Here is a 20,538-nt window from a genome sequence, read left to right as displayed (position 1 = left end):
CTCCTTCACTCCGCGCAGGTTCATCACGGTGAGCAGCACGATCACGCCGACCGCGCAGGCCACCTTGTGCTCGACGACGAAGGGGATCGCCGAGCCGAGGTTCTCGATGCCCGAGGAGATCGACACGGCGACGGTCAGGACGTAGTCGACGAGCAGGGCGCTCGCGACGGTCAGTCCGGCCTTCGGCCCGAGGTTGGTGTTGGCGACCTCGTAGTCGCCGCCGCCGCTCGGGTACGCGTGGACGTTCTGCCGGTACGAGGCGACGACCGTGAACATCAGGACGACGACCGCGAGGGCGATCCACGGGCTGAAGTGGTAGGCCGACAGACCGGCCACGGACAGAACGAGCAGCACCTCGCCCGGTGCGTACGCCACCGAGGACAGCGGGTCGGAGGCGAAGACGGGGAGCGCGATCCGCTTGGAGAGCAGGGTCTCTCCGAGCTTGTCGCTGCGCAGGGCCCGCCCGATCAGGATCCGTTTGGGAAGGTCGGTCAGTTTGGACACGGAGAGGATCGTAAGCGTTCGAAAACAGCCATGCGCACCGGCACCCCCGATAGGCACGGAATCTCCCTGAGTACCACCTCGGATGCGGTCCCGGCCAGCGTTGCCGCTTAAGCTCGGACCGGGTGACCCGGCAGGGTGTTGCCCGCCGCGACCCGGGCGCATCGGGTGAGGAAAGTTGTGAGCAGGGTGTTTTCGCAGGTCAGCAAGGCGATCAGGAGTGCGGGGTAAGGGGACGTGCACATCGTCATCATGGGCTGCGGGCGAGTGGGAGCCGCTCTCGCGCAGACCCTGGAGCAGCAGGGGCACACCGTCGCGGTCGTGGACCAGGACCCGACGGCCTTCCGTCGTCTGGGGTCGGGTTTCGGCGGTCGGCGCGTCACGGGCGTGGGCTTCGACCAGGACACGCTGCGTGAGGCCGGCATCGAGGACGCGGGCGCCTTCGCCGCGGTGAGCAGCGGCGACAACTCGAACATCATCGCGGCGCGGGTCGCCCGCGAGATGTTCGGCATCGAGAACGTGGCGGCGCGGATCTACGACCCGCGGCGCGCCGAGGTCTACCAGCGCCTCGGCATCCCGACGGTCGCGACGGTCCGCTGGACCGCCGACCAGATGCTGCGCCGGCTGCTGCCCTCGGGCGCGGAGCCGCTGTGGCGGGACCCGAGCGGCGGCGTGCAGCTCGCGGAGGTGCACACCTCCCCGGCCTGGATCGGCCACAAGGTGAGTCGGCTCCAGGAGGAGACCGGTGTGCGTGTCGCCTTCCTCACGCGGCTGGGCGAAGCGATTCTGCCCACCTCGCAGACGGTGCTCCAGGAAGGCGATCTGGTGCACGTGATGATGCGTACGGACGAGATCGCGAAGGTCGAGGAGGCCTTCGCCGAGGGTCCCGAGGAGGGCGGTCACTGATGCGTGTCGCTATTGCGGGCGCGGGTGCGGTGGGCCGTTCCATCGCGGGCGAGCTCCTGGAGAACGGTCACGAGGTCCTGCTCATCGACAAGGCGCCGACCGCCATCTCGGTGGAGCGGGTGCCGCAGGCGGAGTGGCTGCTCGCCGACGCCTGTGAGATCACCTCGCTCGACGAGGCGGCGCTCCAGCGCTGCAACGTGGTGATCGCGGCGACCGGCGACGACAAGGTGAACCTGGTCGTCTCTTTGCTCGCCAAGACCGAGTACGGCGTGCCGAGGGTCGTCGCCCGGGTGAACAACCCGAAGAACGAGTGGCTGTTCAACGAGGCCTGGGGCGTGGACGTGGCCGTCTCGACCCCGCGCCTCATGTCGGCCCTGGTGGAGGAGGCGGTGAGCGTCGGCGACCTCGTCCGGCTGCTGCGCTTCAGCCACGGCGACGCGAACCTGGTCGAGCTGACGCTCCCGCCGGAGTCGGCGGTCGCCGGCACCGCGGTCGGGGACGTGGCCTGGCCGCAGGACACCTCGCTCGTGACGATCATCCGCGGTTCGCGGGTGCTGACGCCGAGCCCCGAGGAGACCCTGGAGGCCGGTGACGAGCTGCTGTTCGTGGCCGCGCAGGCCCGCGAGGAGCAGCTGGAGGACCTGCTGCAGGTCCGCCGCGAGCCGACGGAGTCCTGAGCGCCGGAAGCCGGTAGCTGGTAGCCGATAGCCGGTCGTACGCGGAAGGGCCCGGACCTGTTCGTCAGGTCCGGGCCCTTCCGCGTGCCGTCTCAGGCCTCCGGGTGGGTCCGCGCCGCGGCGGCGGCCGCCTTGCGCTCCTTCTCGGCGCGCTCCTCGGCCTCCATCTCGGCGAAGACGTCGATCGGCGGCGGAGCCTTCGCGAGGAACACCCAGGTGAGGTAGACCGCGAGCAGGAACGGCGGGATCTTCAGCGCGACGAGCACCCAGCCGAACTTGGTCGTGTCGGCCCACCAGTACATCGGGAAGAGGATCGCGCACTTGCCGAGCAGGATCAGGCCCCAGGCCCAGCTCGCCTTCGTGTACGCCTTCTTCCGGCCCGGGTTGCGGGTCCGCCAGGAGAGGTTCTCCTTGAAGACCGGGCCCAGGATGAGGCCGATCAGCGGGACCCCGGCGATCGCGGTCACGATGTACGCGAGGGCGAGGCCCAGGGTGTACAGCATGCCCGGCAGGTAGAAGTCCTTGGCGTTGCCCGTCATCATCGCGAAGACGACACCGAAGGCGACGCCGAAGACGCCGCTGAACGCGTGCTTGACGGTGTCCCGCCGGATGAGCCGGACGGCGACCAGGACCAGCGAGACCGCGAGGGCGGCGATCGCCGAGATCTGCAGGTTCTTGTTGATCGTGAAGATCGTGACGAACAACAGGCCCGGGACGACCGTCTCGACCATGCCCCGCAGGCCGCCGAAGGCCTCGAACAGCGCGGCCTCGGTGACCTCCTTCGATGCCTGGGCGTCCTGGTCCGTGGTGGTCGGCTTGTCGAGGGACGTCACCGGCTACTCCTGTCCGAGCGGTCGGAGCTCGTATTTGGGGTTGAAGAGGACCCGCCGGCCGTGGCTCATGGAGATCCGGCCGGAGGCGATCAGCTTGCGGCCCGGTTCGATGCCCACGATGGAGCGCCGGCCGAGCCACACGACGTCGAGCGGTGCCGTGCCGTCGAAGAGTTCGGCCTCCAGCGCGGGCACACCGGCCCGGGGACGCAGCGTGACCGTGCGCAAGGTACCAGTCACCTTGACTATCTGGCGGTCGGAGCAGTCGCAGATACGCGTGCACCCCGACGCCTCGGCGTCCTCCTGGAGCTCCTCCGACTCCAGGTCCTCCGGCGAGGAGGAGAGCCGGTCGAGCATCCGGCGGAATCTACCGGCCGGCTTCTCTGTACGTGGTGCAGCACTCATACAGAAAGCCTACCGGCCACCGCCGTCACCGGGCCCTGCCCGCGGACGGGTGCTGGTTCAGCGTTCGAAGCGGTAGCCCATGCCCGGTTCGGTGACGAAGTGCCGGGGGTGCGAGGGGTCGCTCTCCAGCTTGCGGCGGAGCTGCGCCATGTACACCCGGAGGTAGTTGGTCTCGGTGCCGTACGAGGGTCCCCAGACCTCCTGGAGCAGCTGCTTCTGGCTGACCAGGCGCCCGCTGTTGCGGACCAGGACTTCGAGCAGGTGCCACTCGGTGGGGGTGAGCCGGACGTCCCGGCCGTCCCGGTGGACCTTCTTCGCCGCGAGGTCGACGGTGAAGCCCTCGGTCTCGACGACCACGACACCGTCCTCGACGCCGCCGACGGGCTCGGCGCGGCGCACGGCGGCGCGCAGCCGGGCGAGCAGCTCGTCCATGCCGAAGGGCTTGGTGACGTAGTCGTCGGCGCCGGCGTCGAGCGCCTCGACCTTCTCGTCGGAGGTCTGGCGGGCCGAGAGGACCAGGATCGGCACCCGGGTCCAACCGCGCAGGCCCTTGATGACCTCGACGCCGTCCATGTCGGGCAGGCCGAGGTCGAGGACGACGACGTCGGGGTGGCGGTCGGCGGCGAGCCGGAGGGCGGTGGCACCGTCGGGCGCGGCGTCGACCTCGTACTTCCGCGCCTTGAGGTTGATCACCAGGGCGCGGACGATCTGAGGCTCGTCGTCGACCACGAGAACCCGGGTCATGGAGGTGGGCCTTCCTTCTTCGGTCGCCCGTGCGGGCGGGAGCAAGACAGTACGGGAGCGGAGGGGGCGGCGCGCGGGGTACGGGAGCGAACGGCGCGCGCCTCGGGAGGGGGCGGGTGGTGCGCTCGGGGGCGGACGGACTCGGGTGGTGCTGCGGGGCGGGCTGGGGCGGGTGGTGCGCTTCGGGACCCGACGCGGGACGTGGTTCCGGACGGCCTGGGCGGTCCGTGGTTCCGGACGGCCTGGGCGGTCCGTGGTTCCGGACGGCCTGGGCGGGTCGGGTCGTCAGGTCACGGCGTGTGCCGGCAGGTCGGGGGCCGTCGTCGGCGGTCCGCCCCGCGCGGCCCTGAGGGTGAGCACCATCGTCAGACCGCCGCCGGGGGTGTCCTCGGCGCCGAGCGTCCCTCCCATGGCCTCGACGAAGCCGCGGGCGACCGCGAGCCCCAGGCCGACGCCGGAGCCGCGCGGGGCGTCCCCGAAGCGCTGGAAGGGCTCGAAGATGCCGTCCTTGGCCTCGTCGGGGACGCCGGGGCCGCGGTCCACCACCCGGAGTTCGACGCGGTCGCCGAGGGTGCTGGCGGCGACGGCCACGGGCACGCCCTCGGGGCTGTACTTCACGGCGTTCTCGACGATGTTGGCGACGGCCCGCTCCAGGAGGCCCTTGTCGACCTCGACCATGGGCAGCGTCTCGGGGATGTCGAGCTCGGCGCTGCCGTCGGGCACTCCCCCGAGGGCCATCGGGACGACCTCGTCGAGGTCGACGGTACGGATCAGCGGGGTGACGGTGCCGGTCTGGAGGCGGGACATGTCGAGGAGGTTGCCGACGAGGTGGTCGAGGCGGTCGGCGCCGGCCTCGATGCCCTCCAGGAATTCGGCGCGGTCCTGCTCGGACCATTCGACGTCGTCGGAGCGGAGGGAGGAGACGGAGGCCTTGATGCCGGCGAGCGGGGTCCGCAGGTCGTGGCTGACGGCCGCGAGCAGGGAGGTGCGGATCTTGTTGCCCTCGGCCTGCTTGCGGGCCTGCTCGGCCTCGCCCACCAGCCGCTGGCGGTCGAGGACGACCGCGGCCTGGGCGGCGAAGGCGCCGAGGACGCGCCGGTCCTCGGCGGGCAGCACCCGGCCGGACAGGGCCAGGGCCAGGTGGTCGCCGACCGGCATGTCCACGTCCGCGTCCTCGGGCCGGGCCGCCGGGTGGGGGCCGACGCTCGCGGCCCGGGTCCAGGGCTCGACGTCGTCCGCCCGCTCCAGGAGGGCGACGGACTCCATGGAGAAGGTCTCGCGGACCCGTTCGAGGAGGGCGTCGAGGCTCGTCTCGCCCCGCAGTACGCTCCCGGCGAGGTAGGAGAGCACCTCGGACTCGGCGCGCAGCCGGGCGGCCTGGTGGGTGCGGCGGGCGGCCAGGTCGACGACGGAGGCGACCGACATGGCGACGCCGAGGAAGACGGCGATCGCCACGATGTTCTTGGGGTCGGCGATGGTGAGCCGGTGGACGGGCGGGGTGAAGAACCAGTTGAGGAGGAGGGAGCCGGCCGCCGCGGAGGCGAGCGCCGGCAGGAACCCGCCGAGCAGGGCCGCCGCGACGGTGAGGGCCAGGAAGAGCAGCATGTCGTTGGCGAGACCGAGGTCGGCGTCGACATGGGTGAGCAGCAGGGCGAGGAGGAGGGGGCCGGCGACGCCGACGGCCCAGCCGCCGATGATGCGGGAGCGGCCGAGGCGGGCCCCGCGGGCGACCGGGAGGCCGCGGCCCTTGGCGACCTCTCCGTGGGTGACGATGTGGACGTCGAGGTCGGGCCCCGAGTCGCGGGCGACGGTCTGGCCGACGCCGGGGCCGAGCATGTACTGCCAGGTGCGGCGGCGGCTGGAGCCGAGGACGATCTGGCTCGCGTTGACCCCCCGGGCGAATTCCAGGAGCGCCGAGGGGATGTCGTCGCCGATGACGTGGTGGAACGTTCCGCCCAGGTCCTCGACGAGGGTGCGCTGGACGGCGAGCTCCTTGGGCGAGGCGGCGGTGAGGCCGTCGCTGCGGGCGATGTAGACGGCGAGGACCTCGCCTCCCGCGCCCTTCTCGGCCAGTCGGGTGGCGCGCCGTATGAGGGTGCGGCCCTCGGGTCCGCCGGTCAGGCCGACGACGATGCGCTCGCGGGCCTGCCAGGGGGAGCGGATGTTGTGCTCGCCCCGGTACTGCTGGAGGTACTCGTCGACCCGGTCGGCGGTCCAGAGCAGGGCCAGCTCGCGCAGGGCGGTGAGGTTGCCGGGGCGGAAGTAGTTGGAGAGGGCCGCGTCGACCTTGTCCGAGGTGTAGACGTTGCCGTGGGCCATCCTGCGCCGCAGGGCCTCCGGGGACATGTCGACCAGCTCGATCTGGTCGGCCCGGCGCACCACCTCGTCGGGGACGGTCTCCCGCTGCCGTACGCCGGTGATCGCCTCGACCACGTCGCCCAGCGACTCCAGGTGCTGGATGTTGACGGTCGATATGACGTCGATGCCGGCCGCGAGCAGTTCGGCGACGTCCTGCCACCGCTTGGGGTTGCGGGATCCGGGCACGTTGGTGTGGGCGAGCTCGTCGACGAGCGCGACGGCGGGGCGCCGCTCCAGGACGGCGTCGATGTCCATCTCGGTGAAGGTGCTGCCCCGGTACTCCAGGGTGCGGCGCGGCACCTGCTCCAGGCCGTGCAGCATGACCTCGGTGCGCGGCCGTCCGTGGTGCTCGACGAACGCCACGACGCAGTCGGTGCCGCGCTCCACCCGCCGGTGCCCCTCGGAGAGCATCGCGTAGGTCTTGCCGACGCCCGGCGCAGCGCCGAGGTAGATCCGAAGCTTGCCGCGTCCCATGCGACGACCATACGTCCAGCCAATCGGACATTCCGCACGCATGGAGCGGGCCGGAGCGGTCTTGACGTGTTTCTGATGTCGGGACCGCGCCGGCCTCCGCGGTGGGGACCGGCCGTGCCGGGTCAGTGCTCGATGATCTCGCCGTCGCTGAGTTCGAGGACCCGGTCGGCGAGGCCCAGGAGCTGCGGGTCGTGGGTGGCGACCAGGGCCGTGCAGCCCTCGCTGCGCACCACCGCGCGCAGCAGCTGCATGACGGCGAGGCCGGTCTCCTGGTCCAGCTGGCCCGTCGGCTCGTCGGCGATGAGCAGCGCCGGCTTGTTGGCGAGGGCGCGGGCGATGGCGACGCGCTGCTGCTGCCCGCCGGAGAGCTCACCGGGCCGCTGGTTCGCGTGGTCGGCGAGGCCCACCAGGCCGAGGAGGAGGGCCACCCGCTCCTCGCGCTCCTTCGGGTCGGCCTTGCGCAGCCGCATGGGTACGCCCACGTTCTCGGCTGCGGAGAGGATCGGGAGCAGTCCGAAGGACTGGAAGATGAAGCCGATCCGGTCGCGGCGCAGCTCCAGGAGCCCGTTCTCACCGAGGGTGGCGAGGTCGACGCCGTCGATGACGATCGAGCCGCCGTCCGCGCTGTCGAGTCCGCCGACCAGGTTGAGCAGCGTCGTCTTGCCGGAGCCCGAGCGGCCCTTCAGGGCGACGAGCTCGCCGCGCGGGATGTCGAAGGAGACCCCGCGCAGGGCGTGGACGGCCGCTTCCCCGGTGCCGTACGAACGGCGCAGGTCCTCCACGCGGACCATCGGCGGGCCGGCCGGGTCCTCGGCGACGGCCGTCGCGGACCGCGTGCTGCTCTCACTCACCCTGGGCTCCCCCTCCTCGAACATGTGCCCGCCAGTATGGTCCGCGGCCGGGTCCCAGGGCCAGAGCCGGCGGGCGGAACCTGTGGAAAACGACCGATGGGCCGCTTCCCGTACGTGTCGTACGGAAAGCGGCCCATCGGTCCAGGCTGGTGCCCGGCGGGCCCATCGGCCCAGGGTGATGCCCGGCGGGCCCGGGGGTCCGCCGGTGACCGTCACCGGTCGGCGCGGCGGACTAGCGGATCTCGGAGATCTCCGGACCGCGCTGGAGCTGACCCATGCCGCCGGAGAAGCGGGAGTTCTCCTGCTCCTCCTGCTGCACGCCGTCCGGCACCATCTGCGCGTCGTTCGGCAGCTTGAGGACGATCGGGTCGCGCGGGGCCATCGGGCCGTCCCCGCGGACGACCACGGTGTCCCGGACGATCTGCTCCAGGAGGCCGGCGGCCTCGGGCTGGACCGCGCCCTGCCCGGAGATCACTCCGCGCAGGAACCAGCGGGGTCCGTCGACACCCACGAAGCGGACCAGCTGCACACCGCGGTTGCCGTCCGGCAGCTGTACGGGGACCTGCGCGCGCAGCTCCCAGCCCAGCGGGCCCTCGACCTCGTCGATGACCCCGCCCTGCTGGACGATGCCCGTGGCGATCTCGTCGCGGACCTCGCCCCAGATGCCCTCGTTCTTGGGGGCGGCGAAGGCCTGCAGCTGCACGGCGCTGTCCCGCAGGACGACGGTGGCCGCGACGATCGCGTCGCCCGCCACCTCCACCCGCAGCTCCATGCCCTCGACCCCGGGGACGAAGACGCCGCCCAGGTCGACACGGCCGTCCTCGGGCTTGCTGACCTCGGAGATGTCCCAGGGTCCGTCGGGCCTGGGCGCCGGCGGAAGGTTCACACGGCGCGGGGCCGCGTCGTCCGCGTCCTCGCCGTCCACCGCGTCGACGACCTGCTCGGCCTCGCCCGCCGCGTCCTCTGCGGCACCGCTCTTCTTGCGACGTCCGAACACGTCACTGTCCTTCCCGGTCGGATACGACCGAAGCGTATCGATTCCCACCCGCTGTGCCGTCCACGGCGGCATGACCGCCGGTGGACCCGAAGCCCCCCTCGGCCCGCGCCGAGCCGGGAAGTTCCGCCACCTCGTGGAAGCGCACCTTCTCGACCTGTTGGACGACAAGTTGGGCAATCCGATCGAATCGTTCGAACCGCACGCTCTCGCGCGGGTCGAGATTGACCACGATCACCTTGATCTCTCCACGGTACCCGGCATCCACCGTCCCCGGGGCATTCACGAGTGCCACTCCGCAGCGGGCGGCGAGTCCGGAGCGCGGGTGCACGAAGGCCGCGTACCCGTCCGGGAGCGCGATGGAGATCCCGGTGGGCAGCACGGCGCGCTCCCCCGGGGCCAGCACGGCGGCCTCGGTGGTGACCAGGTCCGCCCCGGCGTCACCGGGGTGGCCGTAGGCCGGGATCGGCACGTCCGGGTCCACACGCCGGATCAGTACGTCGACAGGGTTGCTCATCAGGGGTTCACCTCGAAGGCGCGGGCGCGCCGGACCTGGTCGGGGTCGGACATGGCGGCCTGGATCTCCTCCGGGCGGCCGTTGTCGATGAAGTGCTCGACCTTGACCTCTATGAAGAGTGCCTCGGCACGGACGGCGACGGGGCCCTCGGGCCCGCCGATCCGGCCGACGGCGGTCGAGAAGATCTTGCGGCCGCGGACGGCGGTGACGGCGGCCTCCAGGTGGAGCACGGTGCCCACCGGGACGGGCCGGACGAAGTCGGTCTCGAGCCGTCCGGTCACGGCGATGACCCGCAGCAGCCAGTTCAGGGAGCCGAGGGTCTCGTCGAGCGCGGTGGCGAGCACGCCGCCGTGCGCGAGGCCGGGGGCGCCCTGGTGGTCGGGGGTCACCGTGAACTCGGCGGTGACGGTCACGCCCTCGCCCGCGCGCGCCTCCAGGTGGAGGCCGTGGGACTGCCCGCCGCCGCAGCCGAAGCAGTACTCGTAGTGCGAACCGAGCAGCTCGCCGGGGGCCGGCGCGTCGGGGTGGCGTACCGGCGGTATGGCGTCGGCCGGCGGGGTGAGGGCGGCAGATGTTCCAGTCACAGGCGCAGACCTTACCCGCGCGGATGGGCGCAGGTCGCGCCGTGCCAAGCTTGGACGTATGCAGCCTTCCGCATCGTCCCCCGCCCCCTCGCCCGCGACCTCCGCCGCACCGCTCTTCGACGAGCGGCTGACGGCGCCCCGCTCCTGGTGGTTGATCGCGGGTCTGTTCGGTCTCTCCGGCGGCCTGATCATGGTTCCGATGGGCACGGTCCCGATGCTGGGCGGCCTGATCGTGGTGGCGGTGCTCGCCGGTGCGGCGGTCTCCTCGTACGGCTCCGCCCGGATCCGGGTGGTGGCCGGTTCGCTCGTGGCGGGCGACGCGCGGATTCCGGTCTCGGCGCTGGGCAGGGCGGAGGCGCTCGACGCGGAGGAGGCGCGCGCGTGGCGCACGTACAAGGCCGACCCGCGCGCGTTCATGCTGATGCGCGGCTATGTGTCCCGGGCGGTGCGGATCGAGGTGACGGACCCGTCGGACCCGACGCCGTACGTGTACCTGTCGAGCCGTGAGCCGGAGGAGCTGGTGGCGGCTCTGGACGCCGTCCGCGCGGACGCCCAGGACTGAGCGGGCCGGGGTGGACCGGGGAGGGCCCGGGAGGGCCGGCTAGAAGCCGAGCTCCTTCGGGTTCTCCGGCTGCTCCAGCGGGGGCAGCTCCCTGAGCGCGTCCCAGGGGACCTGGCGGTTCCGCAGGTCCTTGCGGATGTGGCTCGCGAGCTTCTTGGTGTCGCGGCGGTTCATGACCGCGCCGACCGCCGCGCCGACCATGAAGGGCGTGAGGTTCGGCAGGTTGCGCACCATGCGCTTCATGATCTGCTGGCGCAGCTCGCGCTTGAGCTGTCCGCCGAGCGCCGCGTTGACCGTGGTGGGCTTGGTGGGGTCGATGCCCCGCTCCTCGGCCCAGGAGGTCAGATAGGCCGCCGAACGCTGGGTGAGCCGGCCGGGGGGCCTCAGCCCGTAGACCTCGTGCAGTTCGGCGATGAGTTTGAGTTCCACGGCGGCGACGCCGGTGATCTCCGCCGCGAGTTCCGCCGGCATGGCCGGGGGTACGGGGAGCATGGCGGCGGCACCGATGCTGGCGCCCACGGTCGAGCTCGCGTTCGCCGCACCCGCGACGAGTTTGTCGGCGAGCTCCTCGGGGCCGAGCCCGGGAAACTGCTTGCGCAGGGTCGCCAGATCGCGGACGGGGATCCGCGGGGCGAGGTCGATCAGCCGGTCGGCCAGATGGCCGATGCCGGCCTTGGCGCTGTCTCCGCCGCGCTTCACGCCCTGGCGGACGCCCTGCGCGACGCCGCGCCGGACGGCGTCGATCCGGTCGGAGTCGATCTTGATTCTGTCGAGCTGGGCGCGCGCGGGATTGGCGAGCCGCCTGACGGCGCCGAAACGGCCGTCCTGCCGCGTCCCGTCGTTCCCCGCTTCGTCCAGCGCGTCGCTCCGTCCCGCTTCCCGCTCCGCCGGCAGCCGCGCCGGGTCCGGCTCGGTGACGGCCTCGAGCGAGGCCGGGTGGCCCCGCTCGTCGTCACGTACGCCGAGGGAGGGCGGGGAGGCGGCGTGCTCGGCTTCAGGGGCCTCCTGGGCGCCCTCTGCCGGGCCTGAGCCGCCCTTGTACGTCTTCGGGCTCCCGGGGAGCCGTAGACGCCGCTTCCGGGACGGTGTGTCGCCTGCCACGACCGAGGGTCTCAGTCGCAGTCGCGGCAGATGGGCTGGCCGTTCTTCTCCCTGGCCAGCTGGCTGCGGTGGTGCACGAGGAAGCAGCTCATGCAGGTGAACTCGTCGGCCTGCTTGGGCAGGACCCGGACGGCCAGCTCCTCGTTCGAGAGGTCGGCGCCGGGAAGCTCCAGGCCTTCGGCTGCCTCGAACTCGTCGACGTCGACGGTCGAGGTCGACTTGTCGTTCCGGCGGGCCTTCAGTTCCTCAAGGCTGTCCGAATCGACGTCGTCGTCGGTCTTGCGTGGGGTGTCGTAATCCGTTGCCATGTCGCTCTCCCCCTCTGGGTGGTTGCGGTGTCTCCAGCGCACGTAACGCGTGAGAGGTCGGACTTGTGCCCGACCTGAGGCGGAGATTTTGCCTCACATCAAGGTCTGTTACTCAATCGACACCCGTTCCGTCCTCTCGCGAGTGATCGGCTTCGGGTGGCGAACCGGACCGTACACGGTCCTGGGGGCACCGCCCGCAGGCGCCACCCCGTGTACTTCCCGTCAATCCGGGCCCGGGAAACCCGGACTTTTCCGGGTTTTCACGGGGATTTCTCCGTTACGGAGAGTGGATGTCCGGACACCTTCTCCTGTGATCGATCACACATGAGCGTCTCAGAATCGGGCCCACGGAATTCCGCGCAAAGCGAACGGAACCGGGTCGGCTCGTGCAGTGTGTCAGATCGGCAGAGTGACGCGCATCACGAGACCGCCGCCCTCGCGGGGCTCCGCGATGATACGGCCGCCGTGGGCGCGCGCCACGGAGCGCGCGATCGACAGGCCGAGGCCGACTCCCTTGTCGCTGCCGGTCCGCTCCTGCCGGAGCCGCCGGAACGGCTCGAAGATGTTGTCGATCTCGTACGCGGGAACCACCGGGCCGGTGTTCGAGACGGTCAGGACCGCCTGGCCGCGCTCGGTCGCCGTCGTCACCTCCACCCAGCCTCCCTCCGCCACGTTGTACCGGACGGCGTTCTGGAGCAGGTTCAGCGTGATCCGCTCCAGCAGGACGCCGTTGCCCTGCACGACCGCCGGCTCGCGCTCGCCCCGGATCTCGACGCCCTTGGCCGCCGCCTCCGCGTGCACCTGGTCCACGCCCCGCTCGGCGACCTCGGCGAGGTCGACGGGCTTGCGCTCGATGATCTGGTTGTCGCTCCGGGCGAGCAGCAGCAGCCCCTCGACGAGCTGCTCGCTGCGCTCGTTGGTGGCCAGCAGCGTCTTGCCGAGCTGCTGGAGCTCCACCGGCGCGCCCGGGTCCGAGAGGTGCACCTCCAGGAGCGTGCGGTTGATCGCGAGCGGGGTCCGCAGCTCGTGCGAGGCGTTCGCGACGAAGCGCTGCTGGGCGGTGAAGGCCCGCTCCAGGCGCTCCAGCATCTCGTCGAAGGTGTCGGCGAGCTCCTTGAGCTCGTCGTCCGGGCCGTCCAGCTCGATCCGCCGGGACAGGTCGGAGCCGGCCACCTGGCGGGCGGTCCTGGTGATCCGGCCGAGCGGCGAGAGCACCCGCCCCGCCATGGCGTAGCCGAAGGCGAAGGCGATGATGCTCAGTCCGAGCAGGGCGAAGAGCGAGCGGCGCAGGAGGTCCTCGAGCGCCTGGTCGCTCTGGTAGCGGAGGCAGACGGAGACCGCCTGGTTGAGCTGCTCCCCGGTGCCCTGCGCGGGCAGCTCGCACCAGGAGGTGGTCGGCTGGACCTGGCCCTGGACGACCTTGAAGGGCAGCTCGGACACGCTGTGGGTGAGCGCCTGCGCGGTGAAGAGGTAGATGATCGACAGCAGCAGGATGCCCGCGATCAGGAACATCCCGCCGTACAGCAGCGTGAGACGTATCCGGATGGTCGGGCGCAGCAGGGGCCTGACCGGGTCCCGGGGGTCCCAGGCCGGCTTCGGGGGCGCGTGGGGGTGGGGTACGGAGGTGGTGGGCATCGGGTTCAGATCCGGTACCCGGAGCCGGGGACCGTCACGATGACGGGCGGTTCGCCGAGCTTGCGGCGCAGGGTCATGACGGTGACGCGGACGACGTTGGTGAACGGGTCGGTGTTCTCGTCCCAGGCCTTCTCCAGGAGCTGCTCGGCCGAGACGACGGCGCCCTCGCTGCGCATGAGGACCTCCAGGACGGCGAACTCCTTCGGCGCCAGCTGGACCTCCTTGCCGTCGCGGAAGACCTCGCGGCGGTTCGGGTCGAGCTTGATGCCGGCGCGCTCCAGGACGGGCGGCAGCGGCACGCTGGTCCGCCGGCCGAGCGCGCGCACCCGCGCGGTGAGCTCGGTGAAGGCGAAGGGCTTGGGGAGGTAGTCGTCCGCCCCGAGCTCCAGGCCCTCGACCCGGTCGCTGACGTCGCCGGAGGCGGTAAGCATCAGGACGCGGGTGGGCATGCCCAGCTCCACGATCTTGCGGCAGACGTCGTCACCGTGGACGAGGGGAAGGTCGCGGTCGAGGACGACGACGTCGTAGTCGTTCACCCCGACGCGCTCCAGGGCCGCGGCGCCGTCGTACACGACGTCGACGGCCATGGCCTCCCGGCGCAGTCCGGTGGCCACCGCATCGGCGAGCAGCTGCTCGTCCTCGACGACGAGTACGCGCACGTCGTACATCCTTCCCGTTCGAGCTGTGGTCCAGGAGGCGGACCGGCTGTAGACCTGAGCACTGACTGTGCGTGTCCATCCTGCCCCGTACGCGCGTAAACCGGCTGTAAGACGGCGGTGCGGGGCCCCGGGAGGGCCGGTGGAGAACGGGGGCGCGGGGCGGGGCGCGGGGCCCTGATCGAAGAATTCACCGGATTCACGGGCCAGTTGAGGTTTCTCTGAGGAAGGGGTTGGGGAGGACGACTGCACACCCCGTGATCACGCCCTGTATGTGGCGCGCCACCTACCGCTCTCTGTCCCCCAGAGGCCGCAGTGTGTGATCCACCCACCCTCGGCACACCCCCGTGCCACCGGACCCATGACGAGGGGGCGCTCGATGGACGCTTTCACCGCAGGCCTGCTGCACCGCATCAGGACCACGCAGACGGACCTCACGCGGGCTCGTGAGACGGGCGACGACTACCTGGCGGAGGTGGAGCAGGCGGAGCTGGAGGACCTGCACCGGCTGGCCGCCGAGCACGGCGTGGAGGTTGCCGCGCAGGCCGTCTGACCCGACCGCTCGACCCGTACACGTGCGAGGGCCCCGGCGCCGTTCCCGGCACCGGGGCCCTCGCGCGTCCGTCAGTCGTGCCAGGCGCCCAGGTCCTCCAGGATCTCCTGGAGGGGCTCGAAGAGGCCCGGAGGGGCCGCCAGGGCCAGTTCTCCGGACGCCGGCTCCCCGGGGCGGCCGCCGGTCAGCGCGCCCGCCTCGCGGGCGATCAGGGCGCCCGCGGCGAGGTCCCAGGGGTTGAGGCCCCGTTCGTAGTAGGCGTCGAGGCGGCCGGCGGCGACGTCGCAGAGGTCGATGGCCGCGGAGCCGCCGCGCCGGATGTCGCGGACGCGCGGGATCACCCTCTGGGCGACGTCGGCCTGGTGGGCCCGCCGGGCCTGGACGTATCCGAAGCCGGTGCCGAGGAGCGCCTGGTCGAGCGGGGGCGAGGGCCGGACGGCGAGGCGCCGCTCGTCCGGGTACGCCCCGCCCTCCGCGTGGGCGCCCCCGCCGAGGACCGCCCGGTAGGTCTCGCCGCGCATCGGGGCCTCGACGACGCCGACCACGGTCTCGCCGTCCCGTTCGGCGGCGATCGAGACCGCCCAGGTGGGGAGTCCGTAGAGGTAGTTCACGGTGCCGTCGAGCGGGTCGATCACCCAGCGGACGCCGCTGGTGCCGGGGCTCGACGCGCCCTCCTCGCCCAGGAACCCGTCCTGCGGCCGGTGGTCGGCGAGGAAGCCGGTGATCAGCTTCTCGGCGGCGATGTCCATCTCGGTGACGACGTCGATGGGGCTCGACTTGGTCTTGGCCACGGCCAGGTCGTCCGGCCTGCCGTCGCGCAGCAGCGCTCCGGCCCGCCGTGCGGCCTCCAGGGCGAGGTCGAGCAGTTCGGTGAGCAGCGGGTCGGTCACGTCGGTCCCTTCGGTCACGTCGTCGGCCATCTCGGTCACGGGGTTCCTCACGCGTACGGGCTGTCGGCGCCGGCCGCCGCCGGGCGCTCCGCCCTGGCCGGGCAGCAGCCGATCGGGCACAGGTCGTGGGAGGGGCCGAGGGCGCCCAGCGCGCACCGCTCGGCGCGGGTCCCCCGCTCGTGCGCGGCCCGCTCCAGGAGGAGCTCGCGGACGGCGGCGGCGAAGCGCGGGTCGGCGCCGACGGTGGCCGAGCGCCGGACGGGCAGGCCGAGTTCGGCGGCCTTGGCCGTGGCCTCGGTGTCGAGGTCGTAGAGGACCTCCATGTGGTCGGAGACGAAGCCGATGGGGACCATGACGGCCGCGGGCGCCCCGGCGCCGTGCAGCGCCTCCAAGTGGTCGCAGATGTCGGGTTCGAGCCACGGGATGTGGGGGGCTCCGCTGCGGGACTGGTAGACGAGCTCCCAGGGGTGGTCGTCCCCGGTGCGCTCGCGGACGGCGTCGGCGATCAGCCGGGCGACGTCGAGGTGCTGGCGGACGTAGGCGCCGCCGTCGCCGTGCTCCGTGACCGGTCCCGAGGAGTCGGCGGCGGAGTCGGGGATGGAGTGGGTGGTGAAGGCGAGGTGGGCGCCGGCGCGGACGGACGGGTCGAGTTCGGCGAGGGAGGCGAGGACGCCCTCGACCATGGGCTCGACGAAGCCGGGGTGGTTGAAGTAGTGCCGGAGCTTGTCGACCCGGGGCAGCGGGAGCCCCTCCGCCTCGAGGGTGGCGAGCGCGTCGGCGAGGTTCTCGCGGTACTGGCGGCAGCCGGAGTAGGAGGCGTACGCGCTGGTCGTGAGGACGGCGATATGGCGTCGGCCGTCGGTGATCATCTCGCGGAGGGTGTCGGTGAGGTACGGGGCCCAGTTCCGGTTTCCCCAGTGGACGGGAAGGTCGAGGCCGGCGTCGGCGAAGTCCGTCCGCAGCGCGTCGAGGAGCGCGCGGTTCTGGTCGTTGATCGGGGAGACGCCGCCGAAGAGGAAGTAGTGCTGCCCCACTTCCTTGAGCCGTTCCTTCGGGATGCCTCGGCCGCGCGTCACGTTCTCCAGGAACGGGACCACGTCGTCCGGGCCCTCGGGGCCGCCGAACGAGAGCAGCAGCAGGGCGTCGTACGGGGCGGGATCGTGCTGATCGGACATGGCACCGATCCTCCCACCCGCCCGCGGCGGGGCACGGCGCGGCCCGTCCGACGGCGTCCGACCGGCGGGCTCACCTGGAGGGCCCGTCCCGGGCCCGGCCGAAAAAGGGGGATGACCCATCGACTTCAACACCGTAGGCTTTAGCTATTAATTACACGTGTTGAGTCGTCGTGCGGAGCCAGCTCCGAAGCACGGAGATCCGGAGAACCTCTTGGCCAGTCCCTACCGCGCGCTCTTCAAGGCGCCCGGCACCGCGTCGTTCTCCGTCGCCGGCTTCCTCGGCAGGATGCCGCTGTCCATGATGGGCATCGGCATCGTGACCATGATCTCGCAGGTCACCGGCCGGTACGGGCTCGCCGGCGCCCTCTCGGCGGCGCTCGCGATGTCCGCCGCCGTCCTCGGCCCGCTGGTCTCCCGGCTCGTCGACCGGCACGGTCAGCGCCGGGTGCTCCGTCCGGTGACCCTGGTCTCGCTGGTCGCCGCCGCAGGCCTCCTCCTCTGCGTGCAGCAGCAGGCCCCCGACTGGACGCTCTTCGTGTTCACGGCCGTCATCGGCTGCGTGCCGAGCGTCGGCGCGATGACCCGGGCCCGCTGGGCGGAGATCTACCGGGGCGACGAGCGGCGCCTGCACACGGCGTACTCCTGGGAGTCGATCGTCGACGAGGTGTGCTTCATCTTCGGGCCGATCCTCTCGATCGGCCTGTCGACGACCTGGTTCCCCGAGGCCGGTCCGCTGTTCGCCGGAGTGTTCCTCACCATCGGCGTCTTCTGGCTGACCTCGCAGCGCGCCACCGAGCCGGTCCCGCACCCCCACCAGGGCGGCAAGACCGGCTCCGCGCTCCGCTCCCCCGGCCTCCAGGTGCTGGCCCTCGCCTTCGTCGCCACCGGTGCCATCTTCGGCTCGGTCGACGTGGTGACCGTGGCCTTCGCCGAGGAGCAGGGCCACAAGGCCGCCGCCAGTCTCGTCCTGGCCGTCTACGCGCTGGGTTCCGGCCTGGCCGGCGCCGTCTTCGGCCTGCTCCACCTCAAGAGCGACCCGTCACGGCGCTGGCTCCTGGGCATCTGCGCGATGGCCGTGAGTATGATCCCCCTCCTACTGGCCGGGAACTTGCCGTTGCTGGCCGTGGCGCTCTTTGTCGCGGGCCTGTCCATCGCACCGACGATGGTGACCACCATGGCCCTCGTCGAAGCGCACGTACCGCGCACCAAGCTGACCGAGGGCATGACCTGGACGGGTACTGGCCTCGCGATCGGTGTGGCGCTCGGCTCCTCGGCCGCCGGCTGGGTGGTCGACGCGTCGGGGGCCGAGGCGGGGTACGTGGTGCCCGTCGTCTCGGGCGCGCTCGCGGTCGCGGTGGGTCTCCTCGGACACCGCCGGCTGCGCAGGCCGGCGCCTAACCGGGAGGGGCAGCGTGAGCGGGACGACAACAGCGGGGTCGGGCAGCGTCAGGACGGCGGACAACCCGTGGCGTAACTGGGCGGGGAACGTCACCTCCCGCCCCGTGCGGGAGGTGAGCCCGGCCTCGGCCGAGGAGCTCGCCGAGGCGGTGCGCCGGGCGGCCGAGGACGGGCTGCGGGTGAAGACGGTCGGCACCGGCCACTCCTTCACCTCGATCGCGGCCACCGACGGCGTCCTCATCCGGCCGGGTCTGCTGACCGGGATCCGGCGGATCGACCGCGAGTCGATGACCGTGACGGTCGAGTCGGGCACCCCGCTCAAGCGGCTCAACGTGGCGCTGGCCCGCGAGGGCCTGTCGCTCACGAACATGGGCGACATCATGGAGCAGACCGTCGCCGGCGCCACCTCCACCGGGACGCACGGCACGGGCCGCGACTCCGCCTCGATCGCCGCGCAGATCCGCGAGCTGGAGCTGGTGACCGCCGCGGGCGAACTGCTCACCTGTTCGGAGAAGGAGAACCCGGAGGTCTTCGCCGCCGCCCGGATCGGACTCGGCGCCCTCGGCGTGGTCACGGCGATCACCTTCGCGGTCGAGCCGGTCTTCCTGCTCACCGCGCGCGAGGAGCCGATGACCTTCGACCGGGTCACCTCGGAGTTCGACGCGCTGCACGCGGAGAACGAGCACTTCGAGTTCTACTGGTTCCCCCACACGGACAACTGCAACACCAAGCGCAACAACCGCAGCGCGGGCCCCGCCGCTCCTCCCGGCCGGGTCAGCGGCTGGGTGGAGGACGAGCTGCTCTCCAACGGGCTCTTCCAGGTGGCGTGCTCGCTGGGCCGGGCGGTGCCGCCGGTCATCCCCTCGATCGCCAAGCTCTCCAGCCGGGCGCTGTCGGCCCGTACGTACACCGACATCCCGTACAAGGTCTTCACCTCGCCGCGCCGGGTGCGCTTCCTGGAGATGGAGTACGCGCTTCCGCGAGAGGCGGCGGTGGCCGCGCTGCGCGAGCTCAAGGCGATGGTCGAGCGCTCGCCGCTCAAGGTGAGCTTCCCTGTGGAGGTACGGACGGCCCCGGCCGACGACATCGCGCTGTCCACCGCCTCGGGCCGGGAGACGGCGTACATCGCCGTCCACCTCTACAAGGGGACGCCCCACCGCGCGTACTTCACGGCGGTGGAGCGCATCATGACGGCGCACGGGGGCCGCCCCCACTGGGGCAAGGTGCACACCCGTGACGCCGCCTACTTCTCCGGGGTCTACCCGCGCTTCGCCGAGTTCACGGCGCTGCGTGACCGGCTCGACCCGGACCGGCTCTTCGCCAACGACTACCTGCGCCGGGTCCTGGGCGACTGACGGTCACTCGGCTCCCGTGACGGCTCCGTCCCCGGCTCCCGCCGGGGTCGGGGCCGACGGGGTCCCCGGCGTGGCCGTCCCGGTGGTCGGCTCCTCGGTCGGGACGGTCGGTTCCGTCGTCGGAGCCGTCGGCGTCGGGGTGGGCGTCGGCTCGCCGCCGGTCGACCCGGAGGGCGTCGGCTCGGGCGAGGGAGTGGCCGTGCCCTGCCCGCCGCCCTGGTCGCCGGGGGTCGGGGTGGCGCCGGTCGAGGGGCTGCCGGCGCCGTCGCCGGGCCGCCTGGTGCCGTCGGTGGGTCCGGAGGGCGCGGTCGAGGGGACCTCGTCCCCGGCGGGCGGCGCCTCCCGGTCCGTACCGCCACCGCCGCTGACGACGGACCCGAACGTGGTGGTGCCCTGCTTGCCGCTGAAGTCCTGCCCCGAGACGAGTTCGTAGGCGGTGATGCCGCCCATGGTGACGCCGAAGACGAGCGCGGCGGCGATCGCCGGGCGCTTCCAGCCGCGGACCCGGGTGCCGTGGGTGGTCGCCGCGCCGAACTCCCCGTCGGGCTCGTCGGCGTACGGGGCGGGTGCCCGGACCGTGCCCAGCATCAGGGTGTGGTCATCCCCCGGCACCGGGACGAGCGGTACCTGACGGGCCTTCGGCTTGGCGGCGACCGTCGCGTCGCGGACCTGCTCGCCGGTGCGCCGGAAGAGGTGCTGGAAGAGCGGACCGCCGCAGGTGGCGATGACACTGATCACACCGGCGCCGAGGATCGTGCCGTACACGCCGAGGGTGGAGGCGAGTTTGGCGGCGATGACCGCGGCCAGGGCGCTGCCCGAGACCTGGGCCACGCTCAGGTCGATCCTTCTCCTTCCGCCGTCCGTCTCCTCCCGCTCGTCCGTGTCGGTGTCCGGCCTGTGACGCATCTCCAACCCCTGATCCAGCCCCTGGTGGCTCATCCGTTCGCCTTGCACCCAGAAGGGACAAATGGGCGAAGGGAATAGTTCCATTTCTGCTCTTTCTGTGAAGAGCGACACGTAAGGGGGAAGATCGCGGACACTCAACTCCCGTACCGCCCGCAAAG

The 20,538-nt window shown here is 71.9% G+C and carries 22 protein-coding genes; 6 read left to right on the top strand and 16 right to left on the bottom strand.

Annotation, left to right across the window (positions count from 1 at the left end; genetic code table 11):
• A partial coding sequence (locus AMK27_RS43630; RefSeq protein ID WP_241847487.1) for an APC family permease occupies window positions 1–504 on the bottom strand: 504 nt, incomplete at its 3' end.
• Window positions 505–738: 234 nt separating this feature from the next.
• Between AMK27_RS43630 and AMK27_RS13950 the strand changes: the two genes are divergently transcribed.
• Window positions 739–1,407, top strand: a complete 669-nt coding sequence (locus AMK27_RS13950) for a potassium channel family protein (RefSeq protein WP_030321520.1) — start codon at window positions 739–741, stop codon at window positions 1,405–1,407.
• Window positions 1,407–2,084, top strand: a complete 678-nt coding sequence (locus tag AMK27_RS13945; protein ID WP_073906411.1) for a potassium channel family protein — start codon at window positions 1,407–1,409, stop codon at window positions 2,082–2,084. The genes AMK27_RS13950 and AMK27_RS13945 overlap by 1 nt, the downstream gene beginning before the upstream one ends.
• A gap of 92 nt (window positions 2,085–2,176) precedes the next feature.
• Here AMK27_RS13945 and AMK27_RS13940 read toward each other — a convergent pair whose 3' ends face one another.
• The 8 genes from AMK27_RS13940 to AMK27_RS13905 all read right to left on the bottom strand — a co-directional run bounded on the left by AMK27_RS13940 (window position 2,177) and on the right by AMK27_RS13905 (window position 9,841).
• The gene (locus tag AMK27_RS13940) at window positions 2,177–2,917 is read right to left on the bottom strand and encodes a DUF3159 domain-containing protein (protein WP_073906409.1); all 741 of its coding nucleotides are present in this window, start codon (window positions 2,915–2,917) and stop codon (window positions 2,177–2,179) included.
• Window positions 2,918–2,920: 3 nt separating this feature from the next.
• Entirely contained in the window at window positions 2,921–3,319 is a 399-nt protein-coding gene (locus AMK27_RS13935) for an OB-fold nucleic acid binding domain-containing protein (protein WP_073906407.1), read from the bottom strand.
• Between the two features lie 57 nt (window positions 3,320–3,376).
• The gene (locus AMK27_RS13930) at window positions 3,377–4,063 is read right to left on the bottom strand and encodes a response regulator (RefSeq protein WP_073906405.1); all 687 of its coding nucleotides are present in this window, start codon (window positions 4,061–4,063) and stop codon (window positions 3,377–3,379) included.
• Window positions 4,064–4,348: 285 nt separating this feature from the next.
• On the bottom strand, window positions 4,349–6,895 hold the full coding sequence (locus AMK27_RS13925) for a sensor histidine kinase (RefSeq protein ID WP_073906403.1): 2,547 nt from the start codon (window positions 6,893–6,895) through the stop codon (window positions 4,349–4,351).
• Window positions 6,896–7,017: 122 nt separating this feature from the next.
• Window positions 7,018–7,770, bottom strand: coding sequence for an ABC transporter ATP-binding protein (locus AMK27_RS13920; protein WP_073906401.1), 753 nt, complete (start codon window positions 7,768–7,770; stop codon window positions 7,018–7,020).
• A 208-nt stretch (window positions 7,771–7,978) separates the two neighbouring features.
• Window positions 7,979–8,743, bottom strand: coding sequence for a DUF3710 domain-containing protein (locus AMK27_RS13915; protein WP_015036724.1), 765 nt, complete (start codon window positions 8,741–8,743; stop codon window positions 7,979–7,981).
• Between the two features lies 1 nt (window position 8,744).
• Window positions 8,745–9,257 carry a dUTP diphosphatase gene (dut, locus tag AMK27_RS13910; RefSeq protein ID WP_073906399.1) on the bottom strand — a complete coding sequence of 171 codons (513 nt, stop codon included), beginning with the start codon at window positions 9,255–9,257 and terminating at the stop codon, window positions 8,745–8,747.
• The gene (locus tag AMK27_RS13905; RefSeq protein WP_073906397.1) at window positions 9,257–9,841 is read right to left on the bottom strand and encodes a PaaI family thioesterase; all 585 of its coding nucleotides are present in this window, start codon (window positions 9,839–9,841) and stop codon (window positions 9,257–9,259) included. Before AMK27_RS13905 ends, dut begins: the two co-directional genes overlap by 1 nt.
• Before the next feature lie 58 nt (window positions 9,842–9,899).
• Here AMK27_RS13905 and AMK27_RS13900 point away from each other — a divergent pair, with 58 nt between their 5' ends.
• Window positions 9,900–10,403: a DUF3093 domain-containing protein gene (locus AMK27_RS13900; protein ID WP_073906395.1), complete on the top strand. Its 504-nt coding sequence runs from the start codon at window positions 9,900–9,902 to the stop codon at window positions 10,401–10,403.
• Window positions 10,404–10,442: 39 nt separating this feature from the next.
• On the opposite strand, the gene AMK27_RS13895 is transcribed toward AMK27_RS13900, so the two are convergent.
• From AMK27_RS13895 to AMK27_RS13880, 4 genes are all read right to left on the bottom strand, one after another.
• Window positions 10,443–11,504, bottom strand: a complete 1,062-nt coding sequence (locus tag AMK27_RS13895) for a hypothetical protein (protein ID WP_073906393.1) — start codon at window positions 11,502–11,504, stop codon at window positions 10,443–10,445.
• A gap of 11 nt (window positions 11,505–11,515) precedes the next feature.
• On the bottom strand, window positions 11,516–11,812 hold the full coding sequence (locus AMK27_RS13890) for a DUF4193 domain-containing protein (RefSeq protein WP_003955561.1): 297 nt from the start codon (window positions 11,810–11,812) through the stop codon (window positions 11,516–11,518).
• A gap of 396 nt (window positions 11,813–12,208) precedes the next feature.
• Window positions 12,209–13,447, bottom strand: a complete 1,239-nt coding sequence (locus tag AMK27_RS13885; RefSeq protein WP_073906391.1) for a sensor histidine kinase — start codon at window positions 13,445–13,447, stop codon at window positions 12,209–12,211.
• A 5-nt stretch (window positions 13,448–13,452) separates the two neighbouring features.
• Window positions 13,453–14,106 carry a response regulator transcription factor gene (locus AMK27_RS13880; protein WP_073907497.1) on the bottom strand — a complete coding sequence of 218 codons (654 nt, stop codon included), beginning with the start codon at window positions 14,104–14,106 and terminating at the stop codon, window positions 13,453–13,455.
• Between the two features lie 376 nt (window positions 14,107–14,482).
• Between AMK27_RS13880 and AMK27_RS43000 the strand changes: the two genes are divergently transcribed.
• Window positions 14,483–14,656: a hypothetical protein gene (locus tag AMK27_RS43000; protein ID WP_198955865.1), complete on the top strand. Its 174-nt coding sequence runs from the start codon at window positions 14,483–14,485 to the stop codon at window positions 14,654–14,656.
• Between the two features lie 71 nt (window positions 14,657–14,727).
• Here AMK27_RS43000 and AMK27_RS13870 read toward each other — a convergent pair whose 3' ends face one another.
• Both AMK27_RS13870 and AMK27_RS13865 read right to left on the bottom strand, forming a co-directional pair.
• Window positions 14,728–15,546, bottom strand: a complete 819-nt coding sequence (locus AMK27_RS13870; RefSeq protein ID WP_073907493.1) for an inositol monophosphatase family protein — start codon at window positions 15,544–15,546, stop codon at window positions 14,728–14,730.
• Between the two features lie 47 nt (window positions 15,547–15,593).
• Window positions 15,594–16,721, bottom strand: a complete 1,128-nt coding sequence (locus AMK27_RS13865) for a ferrochelatase (RefSeq protein WP_073906387.1) — start codon at window positions 16,719–16,721, stop codon at window positions 15,594–15,596.
• Between the two features lie 211 nt (window positions 16,722–16,932).
• On the opposite strand from AMK27_RS13865, the gene AMK27_RS13860 reads away from it, so the two are divergent.
• Window positions 16,933–18,195, top strand: a complete 1,263-nt coding sequence (locus tag AMK27_RS13860) for an MFS transporter (RefSeq protein ID WP_073906385.1) — start codon at window positions 16,933–16,935, stop codon at window positions 18,193–18,195.
• Window positions 18,134–19,474 (top strand): D-arabinono-1,4-lactone oxidase, encoded by a 1,341-nt coding sequence (locus tag AMK27_RS13855; RefSeq protein ID WP_073906383.1) that lies wholly within the window; start codon window positions 18,134–18,136, stop codon window positions 19,472–19,474. Before AMK27_RS13860 ends, AMK27_RS13855 begins: the two co-directional genes overlap by 62 nt.
• 3 nt (window positions 19,475–19,477) lie before the next feature.
• Here the strand turns inward: AMK27_RS13855 and AMK27_RS13850 are convergent, their stop codons facing one another.
• A complete protein-coding gene (locus AMK27_RS13850; RefSeq protein ID WP_073906381.1) occupies window positions 19,478–20,380 on the bottom strand; it encodes a hypothetical protein in 903 nt (300 codons plus the stop codon).
• Between the last annotated feature and the right edge of the window lie 158 nt (window positions 20,381–20,538).

It is taken from the genome of Streptomyces sp. CB02009 (assembly GCF_001905825.1).
GTDB lineage: Bacteria > Actinomycetota > Actinomycetes > Streptomycetales > Streptomycetaceae > Streptomyces.
The sequence above is the reverse complement of the archived record's forward strand: the minus strand, read 5'-3'. Positions and strand labels throughout refer to the sequence as shown.